This window comes from Collinsella sp. TF05-9AC, from assembly GCF_003438495.1.
Classification (GTDB): Bacteria; Actinomycetota; Coriobacteriia; order Coriobacteriales; family Coriobacteriaceae; genus Collinsella.
The window spans coordinates 1-14,655 of sequence record NZ_QSSH01000039.1; the positions used below are offsets into that span (position 1 = coordinate 1).

General features: G+C 61.4%; 7 protein-coding genes. All 7 read left to right on the forward strand.

Translation table 11 applies throughout. The features are described from left to right. The first annotated feature begins 180 nt into the window (after positions 1-180). Positions 181-1,107: a transporter substrate-binding domain-containing protein gene (locus tag DXC52_RS08925; RefSeq protein ID WP_117746967.1), complete on the forward strand. Its 927-nt coding sequence runs from the start codon at positions 181-183 to the stop codon at positions 1,105-1,107. Between the two features lie 9 nt (positions 1,108-1,116). After that, a complete protein-coding gene (locus tag DXC52_RS08930) occupies positions 1,117-2,265 on the forward strand; it encodes an amino acid ABC transporter permease (RefSeq protein ID WP_117746968.1) in 1,149 nt (382 codons plus the stop codon). Between the two features lie 22 nt (positions 2,266-2,287). Next, complete coding sequence (locus tag DXC52_RS08935; RefSeq protein ID WP_117746969.1) at positions 2,288-3,073, forward strand: amino acid ABC transporter ATP-binding protein; 786 nt, start codon at positions 2,288-2,290, stop codon at positions 3,071-3,073. Positions 3,074-3,130: 57 nt separating this feature from the next. After that, positions 3,131-4,558 (forward strand): M20/M25/M40 family metallo-hydrolase, encoded by a 1,428-nt coding sequence (locus DXC52_RS08940; RefSeq protein ID WP_117746970.1) that lies wholly within the window; start codon positions 3,131-3,133, stop codon positions 4,556-4,558. A 295-nt stretch (positions 4,559-4,853) separates the two neighbouring features. After that, positions 4,854-11,600 (forward strand): Spy0128 family protein, encoded by a 6,747-nt coding sequence (locus DXC52_RS08945; protein ID WP_117746971.1) that lies wholly within the window; start codon positions 4,854-4,856, stop codon positions 11,598-11,600. Between the two features lie 283 nt (positions 11,601-11,883). After that, a complete protein-coding gene (locus tag DXC52_RS08950; protein ID WP_158554636.1) occupies positions 11,884-13,197 on the forward strand; it encodes an ATP-binding protein in 1,314 nt (437 codons plus the stop codon). Positions 13,198-13,428: 231 nt separating this feature from the next. Next, the gene (gene prfA / locus DXC52_RS08955; protein WP_006235697.1) at positions 13,429-14,496 is read left to right on the forward strand and encodes a peptide chain release factor 1; all 1,068 of its coding nucleotides are present in this window, start codon (positions 13,429-13,431) and stop codon (positions 14,494-14,496) included. Positions 14,497-14,655: the final 159 nt, after the last annotated feature.

Genomic DNA, 14,655 nt, shown 5'->3' on the forward strand with positions numbered 1-14,655 from the left:
ATGCCGAAATGGCGCGAAGCACGCGGTTGACAAAACTATAGAGACACGTCCCAAATTAGCTGCCCTTGCATCAATCAGTCATTTTCCAGTTCGTAAACTTGTATGTATGCATACAAGTGGATAGCGGCGTGCGGTATCCTGTTGAGTCGTTAGCATACGATTCAACAGGGAAGGCAGATTATGCATTCTCCCCAACAGCGCGATGCGCAGCGCCAACCGGTGTGCAGCCGTCGCATCTTTCTGGGCAGCGCTCTCGCTGCGAGCGCTACCGTCGTCGCCGGCGCGCTTGCCGGCTGCCAGCGTCCGTCCACGCTGGAAGTTGTTCAGCCTACGACGGGTGGCGGTCGCGACGATCTGTCCGATTCCGTGATCGGCAAGGACAAGATCCGCATTGGCATGGAGGCTGCCTACGCCCCGTACAACTGGCAGGTTTCCGATGCCAGCGAGTTCACCATCCCCATCGATAACGTGCAGGGCGCCTATGCCGACGGCTACGACGTGCAGATCGCCAAGGTCGTCTGCAAGGCCCTCGGCGGCGAGCCCGTCGCCGTTAAGCAGAGCTTCTCGGGTCTTATCGATTCGCTCAACAACGGCCAGATCGACCTCATCATCGCCGGCATGAGCGCCACGCCCGAGCGCGAGGAGTCCGTCGGCTTTTCCGACCCGTACTTCATTGGCTACTTTGGCCTGTTCGTAAAAGAGGGCTCGCCCTACCAAAACGCCACCAAGCTCAGCGGTTTTAGCGGCGCCACGGTCCTGGGCCAAAAAGACACCATGCTCGATACCGTCATCGACGAGATCCCGGGCGTCGTGCACAAAAACCCGGTCGATTCCGTCCCTACGGTGTTCTCGAACCTGCTGCAGGGCACCTGCGACGCCGTGACGTACAACACCGAGAACGAGAAGGGCTATATGGCCCAAAATCCCGGTATCGTCCCCATTCAATTTGCCGAAGGCGAGGGCTTTAAGCAGGAGGTCACGGCAAACGTCGGCTGCCGCAAGGGCTCAAAGAAGCTCCTCAAGCTTATCGACAAGGCCCTCAAGGGCATCAGCCAGGAGGAGCGCGACCAGATGTGGGACGCGTGCCTCGACCGTCAGCCGGCATAGGGAGGCAGCATGAAGACCGTCAATCGCCTGGCCTCCTTTATCAAGGCCGACCACCGTTATGTCTACCTGGGCACGAGCGTTATCGCGGCACTCGGCCTGGCCGCGAGCCAGCGCAACCCTACACCGCTGAGCTTTTTGGCACCCACGGGCGTGTTCCAGGATTGCCTCTGGGCGATCCTGTGGGCTTGGATCGTCGTGTCGGCGGCGGCACTCGTCACCAAGCTCATGCATTGGAACGACTATCGCGAGAAGTCGCCGTTCGCGTCCGATCGCTTCCGCCGCGGCGCGCGTATGGGCAGCTATGTCGTGGTTGCCATCGCGGCGATCTTCTTTATCGACCGCTGCGTTATGTCGTTTATCGATCTGGTGCGGGTGAGCATTGTCTCGGACTCCAATCCCAGCGACTTTCTGTCGAGCCTGGTCTACATGACCTACAAGAGTGGCGACTTCTTTATCCGCGGCATTCAGATCACCATTGCGCTCGCGTTCTTTGGCACCATCATCGCCTTCTTCCTGGCGCTGTTGCTGGTGTTCCTGCGTATCCAGACGTTTGACCGCGTGGACAACGATCTCACGTGCTTCTTTAAGAGCATCGGCCGAGGCTTTGCGACCGTCTATTCCACCATCGTGCGCGGCACGCCCATGATGGTGCAGGGCCTGCTTATCTACTACGCGGGCTTTACCGTTCTGCGCGGCATGGGCTTCGAGACGGCGCAGGCCAACCAGATTTGGAGCACCTTCACCGCCGGCCTCGTCACCATCTCGCTCAACTCCACCGCCTACATGATGGAGGTCCTGCGCGGCGGCATCGAGTCTATCGATCCCGGCCAGGCCGAGGCAGCGCGCTCGCTGGGCCTGTCGCAGTGGCAGGCTATGCGCAAGGTCGTGTTCCCCCAGGGCATTAAAAATGCGATTCCGGCGCTCACCAACGAGCTCATCATCAATATCAAGGATTCGTCGGTGCTTTCGGTCATCGGCGTGTTCGACCTCATGTACGCCACCACCACCGTCGCCGGCGTGTACTACCGCCAGATGGAGGTCTACTGCGTGGCACTCGTGGTCTACCTGATCCTGACGCTTGTGGCGAGCCGCCTGCTCGAGGCCTTTGGCAAAAAGCTCGGCGCCGAGGCCCCGGCCACGCTGCCCAGCTCCAACTAGGCTCAAGACGAGGAGAATCATCATGGCAGATACCGCCACTACCGGCGCTGCGGCCGCCGCGCAAAACCAAGAGCCGCTCATCCGCGTCGAGGGCCTGCGCAAGAGCTTCGGCTCGCTCGAGGTACTCAAGGGCATCGACCTCGCTGTCAATCCCGGCGAGGTCGTCACCATCATCGGCGCCTCGGGCTCGGGCAAGTCGACCTTCTTGCGCTGCCTCAACCTGCTCGAGACCCCGGACGCGGGCCATATCTGGTTCCACGGCCAGGACCTCACGGCCGAGCGCTGCAACATCAATAAACTCCGCGAGGACATCGGCATGGTGTTCCAGGGCTTTAACCTGTTCAACAACATGGATGTGCTCGACAACTGTACCCTCGCGCCCGTCACGCTCAAAAAGATGAGCAAGGCCGAGGCCGAAAAGGTCGCGCTAGAGCATCTGGCAAGCGTGGGACTCGAAAAGTTCGCACACGCCGCCGTGGGTCGCCTGTCCGGCGGCCAAAAGCAGCGCGTGGCCATCGCCCGCGCCTTGTGCATGAACCCGCAAATCATGCTGTTCGACGAGCCGACCTCTGCGCTCGACCCCGAGATCGTGGGCGAGGTGCTCGAGGTCATGCGCAAGCTCGCCGCCGACGGCATGACCATGGTCGTCGTCACGCACGAGATGGCTTTTGCCCGCACGGTGTCCGACCGCGTGGTCTTTATGGACAAGGGCGTGGTGCTCGAGGACGCCGCGCCGGCCGAGCTCTTTGGCAATCCTAAGCACCAGCGCACCCGCGAGTTCCTCTCGCGTTATCTCAACGACAAATAATGCAAGCGAACGTGGCAAAGGGACCGCCTCTTTGCCACGCTTTTTTTGGAGGAAGGCATGGCCGAGGTTTGGCGCTTTTTTGCGCATGAGGACGATTTTGCCGATTTGGATGAGGCTGGCGCATGCGAGCGCCTGGGCCGTGTGCTGTCGTTTCCGACGATTTCGAGCATGGATGCCGAGGCGGTGGACTGGCAGCCGTTTGTCGATCTGCGCGCCTATATGCAGCAGGCCTGGCCGCGCGTGTTTGCGGCGGGCGAGGTCGAGCTCATCGACCATTCGCTGCTCGTGACGCTTGCCGGCACCGACCCCGCCCTCAAGCCGGTCATGCTCATGGGTCACATGGACGTGGTCCCCGTGGTGCCGGGCACCCAGACAGACTGGACGTACGATCCCTTTAGCGGGCACGTGGACGACACCTATATTTGGGGTCGCGGCGCCATCGATATGAAAGACCAGGTTGCGGGCATCTTGGAGGCCGTTGAGTATGCGCTGGCGCACGGCTGGCAACACGAACGAACGCTGCTGCTGGCCTTTGGCCAGGATGAGGAGACCACGCAGTACGGCGCGGGTGCCATTGGTCGCGCGCTCGAGGAGCGTGGCGTTGAGCTTGAGTACCTGATCGACGAGGGCGACTATCGTATCGTTGCGGCTGCCGAGTACAGCGCAGGTGAGGGTTGGCTTATGCATGCCGATCTTGCCGAGAAGGGCTATGCCGATATCGTGCTCAGGACGAAGAGCGAAGGCGGGCATTCTTCCAACCCTTACGGCGGCACGTCGCTCGAAGTGCTCAGCCGCGCTATTGCCGCGATTTGCGATATCGAGTGGCCGGCGCGTGTGACCGACCTGCTTGCCGCGCAGCTCGTCGAGCTGGGGCTTTATACCGCAGACGAGATTGCTGCCAGCAAGGATGCCATCGTGCGCGACTGCCTCGCCAGCAAAAAGCTGTACCCGCTTGTAACCACCACCTGCGCGCCCACGCAAATCGAAGGCGGCAGTACCGGTGCCAACGTAATGCCGCAGGATATGTGGGCCAATATCAACTTCCGCATGCTCGAGGGCACGAGCGTGGCCGATGTCGTGGCCTGCTGCCGCGAGGCCGTTGCCACCGCTGGGCTCGCTGGCCGAGTCGAGGTCGAGCTGGGCCCCGGCAGCTCCGAGCCCTCGCCGTCCCCGCGCGTGGGCGGTCCGGGGCTCGCGGCCGTTCGCGCCATCGCCGCCCGCTATTTCCGTGATCCCAAGGGGACGGAGGAAAACGGATCGTCTGCGGTGGGCCAAGAGCCGATCAGCATCGTGCCCTCGACCGTGATTGGCGCAACCGATGCCGCCAACTACCAGCGCATTTGCCGCGAGTGCATCCGCTTCTCCGCCTTTGTGGTCGACGATGACGAATGCGACCGCGGCGTCCACGGCACCAACGAGCGCATCACCCGTCGCGCCTACCTCCAAGGCACCCGCTTCCTCATCGCCCTGCTCCGCACGCTCTAGAATGTGACAAAGGGACTGAGCCGATTTCATCGGTAATGAGACAAAAACTGTCATAGAAAAAGACTAAGATATCTTAAGAGACATATGCTGGGGTTGGTATTCCTTGAACGACTGCGGGCATGTGCCAGACTGCCTCGGCCCCCGGGGAGCGCCCGGGCAGGTCGCCGTGTGACTGGGGAGGAAATTATGCAGGAGCTCAGAGAGACGACGTCTCGACTCGTGAATATTGCTACCGGGGGGGTGTCTAAGCAGGGAATTTCCTAGTGAACACCGGCCGCGCGAGCGGTGGTCCGTCATGTCTTATGGCCGTCGTCGCGGGCTGCGCCCGGTCTCGCCATATGCGATTGTTCTGGCCCTCGCCATCGCGCTGACGGCGAGTTTCTTCCTGCCGCTTCGTGCCGAGGCGGCAATTTCGGACCACACGGTTCCGACGATTTCGCCTTCGGGGACAACAATCAACCTGTTTGATTACTGGGTGAATCCCGATGACCGTCTGTCGGTTTCCGGCAGCGGCGGCGTCAACGCAGGCCACAAGTTCCAGTTTAACGACGGCAAGGGTGATAGGCCGCTCAACCAATGGACGGGCGGCACGAGCCCGCGGCCCGGCATCGTCAACAACACGCTTTCAGACGGCTACCCGAAGCTTTCCGAAGCCTTGGGCGACGAGTCCCTCGACTACCTGTTCGATTCCTCTGCCCAGACCGGCAAGACGTCCCATTTTGGCGTGACGGGCCTCCTCAAGGTTCAGGGCGGCTACTACGTCTATGACAGCTCCGAAAACTACGCAGCCTACAACGCTGACAAGAATGCCTTCGACATCTATGACACCGGGGGCATTGGCAATTCGTCCCACCAGGGTCAGTTCTTCCCGTTCGACGCGGCAGACGAGGTGTTCAATGAGGAAAACGGCTGGCTCGTCCAAAACGGCATCACGGCAGACAACACCGGTAATTCGAGCTACAACGGCGGCAAGCCCGTCAACCACCACTTCGGCCTCTCAATGTCCACGCGATTCGTGCAGCCCAACGGCGGCCTGACGAACGATGGCAAGCCCATGACCTTCGAGTTCGCCGGCGATGATGACGTCTGGGTGTTCATCGACGATGTCCTCGTGGGTGATATCGGCGGTATTCACGACCGGGCGAGTCTGAGCATCGACTTTCAAACGGGCGACATTAAGGTGAACGGCAATAACGACGGCACGCTGCTGAGCAAGTACCGGGCGGCAAATAAGGACACTACTTCGGGCTTTGCCGGCAACACCTTCAAAGACAGCACCAACCACACCCTCAAGTTCTTCTACCTGGAGCGCGGCGCCCTCTACTCCAACATGGAGCTCAAGTTCAACCTCGTGACGGTGCCCGAGTCCGACATCATCAAGTTCGACCAGGACGGCAAGTTCGTACAGGGCGCCGAGTTCAAGCTCTATAAGACCGACAAAGACTTCAAGACCGAGGGCAAGCTCCTCGGCTCTGGCACCACGGACGAGGCCGGCCACCTAACGCTCACGAACGACGTGGACAACGGCGTCATCAACTTCGACGATCTCTACGAGGACTCCGGCAGCAAGTACTACCTCCTGAAGGAGACGCGTGTGCCCGAGGGATATCGCTCGAGTCTCACGGCGACGGATGGCAGCATGCAGCTCGAGTACGTGCCCACGAGCGACAAGGACGCCGCGGGCGGCGTCATCATTAACCGCGGCGGTATGGACGCGGACAGCGCCGTGTGGCAGACGGGTGCGTTCGCCGGCGCGAAGGAGACCATCACCGCGCCGTCGACCGTGTACAAGGCGAACGATGACTTGGCGCAGCCAGGCGAGCCCGTTGACATGGAGCACGGCACCCTGTTCGCAGTGGTTCTCAAGCGCGATAAAAGCAAGAACGCTGATGCTACCAATCAGAACGCCTGGTACGCCGTGTCGGGCGACCCGACGAAGGGGTACGCCCTCGCAGACACCCCGGGCGTGGCCGGCGCCATCAAGGCGGCGAAGGCGGAGCCGCATGTCTTCACGCTCAACACAAGCGGCCAATATCAGGTGGAGATTTCAGATCTGCCCGGCGACATCTCCAAGTACTACTACCTGCTGCCAGAGGCGGACCGTGCTCAGGATGCCGAATACGCGGTGGGTATCTACTACACGAAGGAAAATTCCGTTGCCAAGGCGGGGCCGGAAAACACGGTTCACGTGTTCAGCGATGACCTTTCCGATGGCAATGTGAACTTTCAGCGGCAGTTCGCCACGCGCTTGCTCGTCACGAACATCCAGAATCGCCTGTTCGTGCAGAAGACCGATACCGAGGGCAAGCCCGTTGACGGGGCGAAGTTCGGCCTGTACAAGGCCGATCAGGTGAAAATGGACGCGAACGGCAAGGTCATGCTCAATGGCGAGCAGACCCCCTTTGACACCCTGACGACGGGGTTGGTCGGCAACCCGGTTCCGCTCGAAGGTGCGGGCATATTCCCGAATACGAGCGACGGTAACAGGCCGCTCGTGAAGGGGACCTACTTCCTAAAGGAGGTCTCGGCGCCCAAGGGCTTCCTGCTTAACGACACGCTCACCAAGGTGATTGTGGACGATTACGGCGTCCATGCCGATGCTGGTACGGCCGATGACGGTGTTTCGACGTTCGTGGGCCCGGGCGCGCTCATGAAGAGCCTGGGCCAGTTTGGCGCAGAGGGCGACATCGACAACACGCTCACGTGGATCAAGGGCCAGCGCCAGACGTCCGACGGGACGCTCGACGGCAACGACAACCTTTTCTGGAACAATGACGCCAAGGGCGGCGAGGATGAGGTGCACCTCAAGTACGGCGCCAACGGACGTGTCTACCAGTATGGGCCCACCGTGGAAGGCAAACCTTATCGCTTGGAGACCGAGACGGGCTGGATACGTATGGGCATCACGCAGGACGCGCCTGGTGACACTAATGCGAAGGGCGCCCGTGCCAATCTGGACGACATGAATTTGAACGCCCTGTTTACAGGTGCCACCTGCGTGCGCGTGGCGAACGAACGCGAGGCGAGCCTCGAGGTGACGAAGAAGGTTGCCCTGCCCGATGGCCTGACGGGCAATAAGGACGCGGAGTTCACCTTCAAGTTCACCGTGCCCGAGGGGAAGACCTACAAGGCTGCAGTGTTCAAGAACGCTGGGGCCGGAAAGCAAGCCGGCGACGTGTTCGATTTGAAGAACGGCGACACCCATGCTATCAAGGCCGACGAGACGATTCGCGTGTACGGTCTTGGCGAGGGCGACGAGTACGCGGTGCAGGAGCTGACCGGCGCAGACAAGATGCCCGCGGGCTATAAGCTGACCGGCCGCAAGCAGGGTACCACGAATCTGACCGGCGCAGGCGATAGTATCACCGGTGAGATCGAGAAGCAAAAACCCGACGGCACGTTGGCCGAAGCCAACAAGCTGGTGTTCACAAACACCTACAAGGCGGAAGCTAGCGACGAACTGACCCCGCAGGTAACGAAGAAGGTCTCCGGTGTTGAGAGCACGGAGAAGGCGTTCTCGTTCACGCTGACCGCCACGGAAGAGACGCAGAAGCAGATCGATGATGATGACCTCAAAGTCTCGGATGCTCTGGCGGGCAATGAGCATGCCGAGTCCAAGGCCACGAGTGGCAAGATCATCAAGGACAAGGGCCAGACGGTCGACTTCTCCGGCATGAAGTTCAACAAGGCCGGTACGTACACGTTCACGCTCACCGAGGCGCACGACGCCGACGACGACGCGGCGGCGGACGGCGTGCAGAACTCCGGCTGGACGATGGACGCCTCGACCTATACCGTCACGGTGAGGGTCGAGGATAAGAACGCCAAGCTGACTGTCACAGGCGTGACGGTGGAGAAGAGCGGCGATGACAAGCGCGAGACGCTTGAGGTCAAGAACGGCAAGGTGAACCTCGCCACCTTCAACAACAGCTATGCTGCGAAGGGTTCCGTGACCCTGGCGGCGAAGAAGCAATTTACGGGCGGCACCCTTGAGAACCAGCAGTTCTCATTCCAGGTGAAGGAGGGCGATAAGGTTGTCGCCGAAGAAAAGAACGATGCCAATGGCGACATCACCTTCCCGGCCATTGATTACACCGAGGCTGGTGAGCACGACTACGCCATCAAGGAGGTCGAAGGCACCGACCCGACTATCGTTTACGATGGCAAGACGGTGAAAGTGCACGTTAGCGTCACCGATAACAAGAACGGCACGCTGAGCGCGGCCGCCACCTACGACGGCGAGAAGGCCGTGCCGACCTTCACCAACTCGAAGCCGACGGCCGACGCCACTATCGAGGCGACGAAGATCCTCAAGGGCAAGGACCTGACGGCTGGTGCGTTCACTTTCGGCCTGTACGACCAGGCCGGCAACGAGGTCGCCAAGGGCACCAACGACCGGGGCGGCAAGGTCGAGCTGGCCGTCAAGAACCTGAACCTGGGCGAGTACGACTACACGCTCAAGGAGGAGAAAGCCGGCCAGACCGTCGACGGCGTGGCCTACGACGCCAAGGAAGTCAAGGTCCACGTCAAGGTAGAGCAGAACCAGGGCGACAACAACAAGACGAAGGTGACCGTCACCTATGACGGTGCCGCTACGGCTCCCACCTTCAACAACACCTACGACGCAAAGGGTTCCGTAACCCTGACGGCGACCAAGACCATCAAGGTTGCGGACGGCTTCGACCACACGACGAAGCCCGCGGACGGCGAGTTCACCTTCGACCTGAAGGACGCTGCCGGCAACGTGCTCGACACCGCGAAGAACGATGCAAACGGCAAGGTCAGCTTCACGCGCGAGTTCCAGCTCTCCGACTTGGACGGCGCCGCGAGCAAGGACTTCACCTACACCATCGTGGAGCAGCCGGGCGCGGAGCCGGGCATGGTCTATGACAGCCATCCCCTCACCTATACGGTGACGGTCACGGACGGCGGGAACGGAGCACTGAATGCGAAGGCGATCGTGACGAGCGCATCCGGCTCGGATACCTTCACCAACACCTACCAGCCGGCCGCGACCGGCCTGGCCCTCGGTGCGCAGAAGAGCTATGTGAAGAAGGACGACAACACGCCGATCGTCCCCAAGTGCGGCGAGTTCACCTTCGATGTGTACGAGGGCAACCTGACGGCTGAGCAGCTTGCCGGGGCCAAGCCCGTCCGGACCGCGACCAACGGCGCGGACGGAAGTGTTAACTTCGACGCCTTCTCCTACGCGAAGCCGGGCACGCACGAGTACACCATCGTGGAGCGGAAGGGTGATCTGGCCTACGTGACCTACGACGCCGCGGTGCACCATGCCGTGGTGACGGTTGCGGACAATGCCGGCACGCTGCAGGCGAGCGTCGCCTACGACGGCACGAATGTCACGAAGCCCAGCTTCACCAACACCTACGAGGCACAGGCGACGGACTCCGGCGCGATCGCCCTCACCAAGAGCGTTGACGTGCACGACGGCAGCTATCAGCTAAAGGCGGGAGACTTCGCCTTCGAGCTGGTGGGGTCTGACGGCTCGGTGATCCAGACCCAGAAGAACGATGCGCACGGCAAGGTTGCCTTCGACAAGCTGACCTTCGACCATGCGGGCACCTTTACCTACACGGTCCGCGAGGTGCAGCCGACGGGGGACGCGCCGGGCGTGCCGGGCGTGACCTACACCGGCAAGACGTACACCCTGACCTACGTGGTGAAGGACAACAACGACGGCAAGCTGGCGGTAGAGAGCTCCACGGCGAAGCCGAGCAAGGGCACCGAGAACGGCGTCACCCCCAACACCATGACGTTTGCGAACAGCTACCAGCCGGGCGCGACCTCCTACCAGATCTCCGGCATCAAGGTGCTTGAGAATACCGATTCGGCCACCATGCGGACGCCCGCCGATGGCGAGTTCACGTTCGCGCTGATTGACGCGGCCACCGGGCAGGAGATTGACCGGACCACGAACGCGGGTATCGCGTTTACCTTCAAGGCCATCTCGTACACTGCGACTGGTTCGCATACGTACCAGGTGAAGGAGGTTGCGGGCCAAGATGGCACCATCACTTACAGCGATGCGGTGTTGGATGTGACGGTGAGCGTGACCGACGACGGCAGCGGCCAGCTGACCGCGACGGCGAACAAGACGGCCGCGGATCTGACCTTCACCAACACCTACACGCCGACGGCAACGACGGCGACGATTACCGGAACGAAGGCCCTGACCGGCCGCGACCTGGCCGAGGGCGAGTTTTCCTTCGACCTGAAGGACGCCGCCGGCAACGTGGTCCAGACGGTGCAGAACGGCGTCGACGGCACGTTCAACTTTGCGCCGCTGCAGCTGGACAAGGCGGGGACGTATGTCTATACCGTCTCCGAGCAGGTCGGCGCGGCGACGAACGGCGTCACCTACGACACGACGGTCTTTACCGCGACGGTGACGGTGACGGAGAATGCGGAGACGCACGCGCTGGAGGCGCAGGTTGCCTACAGCACGGGCGGCAAGGCTGCGGATGCGGTGGCGTTCAGCAACAGCTACGCGCCGGCCGCGACTGAGGTGAAGCTGGGGGCCTCCAAGGTGCTGAGCGGCAAGGACCTGAAGGAAGGGCAGTTCTCCTTCCAGCTGAAGGATGCCGACTGCAAGGTGCTGCAGACCGCCAAGAACGCGGCGGACGGCACGGTGGGCTTCAAGGCGATCTCGTACGACAAGCCCGGAACGTACGGCTACAGCATCTCCGAGGTGAACGACGCTCAGAAGAACGTGACGTACGACGCGGCCGAGCACCAGGTAACGGTGACGGTGACGGACGACGGCGCGGGCCATCTGGTGGCGACGGTAACCTATGACGGTGACGTGGCGCCGGTGTTCAAGAACACGTACACGCCGCCGACCACCCCGCCGGTCAACCCGCCGACGGAGCCGCCCACCAACCCACCGGTGTCGAAGGAGGAGAAGCCGGGTCTGCCGAACATGGGCGATACCAGCTTGTCGCCGATGGCCCTGGGTGGCATCGCGGGCGGCGCAGTGGTGCTGATCGCCACAGGTGTGATCCTGCGGCGCCGGAACCGGTAGCTGCGGCTGCCGAGAAGGGCTTTGATTGAGGGCGGGTGGTCGCAGGGCGCGGCCGCCCGCCCTTTTCGGTGAAAGGCTATGTTAGCCCGCCGTTTGCACGCGATTATGATTCTGCAGCTCCTAAGCGCGCCGCGCCCTCTAGAAGTCCGGAAAAGCTGCACGAAGCGGCTATCTGGACCCGGAAAAGCTGCAAATCTAGGCCAAATACACCCGGAAAAGCTGCAAAAGTTGGTAAAATCCATCCTGAAAAACTGCAAACAGCAGGTGAAGGATGGTGCGTAGTGTGCTGAAGCGAAAGATGCTCGACACCCTCCGTTCGTGGCGGGCGGAAAAGGGCGCCGAATGCCTTCTCATCAAGGGCGCGCGACAGGTTGGCAAGTCGTACATCGTCGCCGAGTTCGGGCGGCAGGACTACGAAAGCTTCATCTCCATAGACTTCATTGGGTCCCCGGACCTTAAGCGGGTGTTCGATGGCCCAATCGATGCCGACTCGATCTACCGGCAGATATCGCTCGTCGTGCCCGGCGTGCGCTTTGTTCCAGGACGAACGCTTCTTTTCCTCGACGAGATTCAGGAGTGCCCGCGTGCTCGCGCTGCGCTTAAGTATTTCGCTCTCGACGGCAGGTGCGATGTCGTTGCGTCGGGCTCGCTTCTGGGCATTCGGTTCAAGGAGGAGGCTGCGCTCGCCTCCATTCCCGTTGGGTACGAGCGAGAGGTCGAAATGGGCCCCCTCGATTTTGAGGAGTACCTTTGGGCACGCGGGTATGGGGAGGACGATATCGCCAATTTGCGGGAATACTATGAGTCGTTGATGCCCGTGCCCGTTGCGGTGAATCAGAAGATGATGCAGATGCTGCGCGAGTACCTCGCGGTCGGCGGTATGCCTGCGGTGGTGGACGCCTTTGTGCGGACGGACAACTTCGCCGTTGCTTTCGACGAGCAAAGCAGGCTGCTCGCCTCGTATCTCGACGACGTGGCTCGATACGCGCAAGCCCTCGAGCGCGTGCGTGCGCGGGCGTGCTTTGAATCGTTGCCGCGCCAGCTTGCAAAGGAGAATACGAAGTTCCAATATTCCGTGGTCGAGAACAGGGGAACGGCGCGCAAATTTGGCTCGTCCGTGGATTGGCTCGTGGGGGCAGGTATGGTGCGACGGTGCCAGTCAGTGAGCGCCGCCCAATTCCCTCTTGCCGCCTATGAAGACGGGACAAAGTTTCGCCTCTATGCCGCCGATACGGGCGTGCTCATGGCCATGTACGGTTTCGAAATGCTGGAAGCGGTGGTGAACAACAAGCTCGCGGGTCCCATGAAGGGCGGCCTCTACGAGAACCTGGTCGCCTGCATGCTTTCGGCGCGGGGTGTGGCTCTGCGTTATTGGCGGTCGCAGAAGGGCGATAGGGAGATAGAGTTTCTCGTCGACTCGCCCGACGCGAGCGTTGTGCCCATTGAGGTGAAGGCCTCGCGCGGATCTACGGTATCGCTCAACGACATGCTTGAGCGGCAGGACGTGAACCTTGGGTACAAGCTGATAGACGGTAACGTCGGCCGAGACGGCAAAAAGGTGACGCTTCCGTTATATATGGCCATGTTCTTGAAGTAGAGCCTTGCGTTGGCGGACTGACCCTTTGTCACATTCCGTGCGGGTTATATGCAGGTTTGCCTGCGCACGCTATCATGTATGGGTTAGACCACAACTATGTACCCCATACGCGAAGGGATGCGCATGTATCTGAAGATCGACATGTTCTAGCCGGGCTTACCCCCGCAGCGGCGCCGCGCGCCCCATCAATTCTGCCGATTTTCACCTTCACGCATATAAAGGAGTTCCGCCATGCGCGACAAGCTCGAAAAGATCATCAAGGCCTACGAGGAGCTCGAGAAGAAGCTCTCCGACCCGGCCGTCGCCTCCGACATCAAGGAGTTCACGCGCCTCAACAAGGAGTACGCGCACCAGTCCGACCTCATCGCCGCCTCGCGCGAGTACATCGGCGCGCTCGATGACATCGAGGCCGCCAAGGAGATGCTCCGCGACACCACCGATGCGGACGAGAAGGAGATGCTCCAGATGGACATCTCCGAGAACGAGGAGAAGCTTCCCCAGCTCGAGGAAGACATCAAGTACATGCTCATCCCGAGCGATCCCAACGACGACAAGAACACCATCGTCGAGATCCGCTCCGCCGCCGGTGGCGACGAGGCGGCCATCTTTGCCGGCGACCTCTACAAGATGTACCAGCGCTTCTGCGAGTCGCGCGGCTGGAAGACCACCGTGCTCGATTCCAGCCCCAGCGAGGCCGGCGGCTTTAAGTCCATCGAGTTCAAGGTCGAGGGCGACCGCGTCTACTCCGTCATGAAGTTCGAGTCCGGCGTGCACCGCGTCCAGCGCGTTCCCAAGACCGAGTCCCAGGGTCGCATCCAGACCTCCACGGCAACCGTCGCCGTGCTTCCCGAGGCCGAGGAGATCGACGTCCAGATCAACCAGTCCGACCTGCGCATCGACACCTACTGCGCCTCCGGTCCTGGCGGTCAGTGCGTTAACACCACCTACTCCGCCGTGCGCATCACCCATCTGCCCACCAACACCGTGGTGCAGTCGCAGGAGCAGCGTTCCCAGATCCAGAACCGCGAGGTCTGCATGCAGATGCTGCGCGCCCGTCTGTATGAGATGGAGCTCGAGAAACAGCAGGCCGAGCTTGGTGCCGAGCGCCAGAGCCAGATCGGCCACGGTAACCGCTCTGAGAAGATCCGCACCTACAACCAGCCTCAGGACCGCGTGACCGACCACCGCATCGGTTTCAACTCCACCTATAACGGCGTCCTTCTGGGCGACCAGCTCGGCACCGTCATCGAGGCACTCGCCGCCGCCGAGCGAGCCGAGAAGCTGGCACAGGCCGTTTAGGTTACGGCGTTCTACGAACGCCGTAACCGGCCGACGCTGCGCGGGCCGCATTTGGACAATCTGCCGTTCAATTTCAAGGGCGCGACCAGAAGGTCAGCGCCCTTTCATTCAAGACTTTAGTCTGCTGGCCGCGCAGCGGCCAGCTTTAAACCACCCGCT

What these genes read in the sequence shown, in the direction of transcription:
- DXC52_RS08925 (WP_117746967.1), top strand. Translation starts at nt 181, where the DNA reads ATGCATTCTCCCCAACAGCGCGATGCGCAGCGCCAACCGGTGTGCAGC.
- DXC52_RS08930 (WP_117746968.1), top strand. Translation starts at nt 1,117, where the DNA reads ATGAAGACCGTCAATCGCCTGGCCTCCTTTATCAAGGCCGACCACCGT.
- DXC52_RS08935 (WP_117746969.1), top strand. Translation starts at nt 2,288, where the DNA reads ATGGCAGATACCGCCACTACCGGCGCTGCGGCCGCCGCGCAAAACCAA.
- DXC52_RS08940 (WP_117746970.1), top strand. Translation starts at nt 3,131, where the DNA reads ATGGCCGAGGTTTGGCGCTTTTTTGCGCATGAGGACGATTTTGCCGAT.
- DXC52_RS08945 (WP_117746971.1), top strand. Translation starts at nt 4,854, where the DNA reads ATGTCTTATGGCCGTCGTCGCGGGCTGCGCCCGGTCTCGCCATATGCG.
- prfA (WP_006235697.1), top strand. Translation starts at nt 13,429, where the DNA reads ATGCGCGACAAGCTCGAAAAGATCATCAAGGCCTACGAGGAGCTCGAG.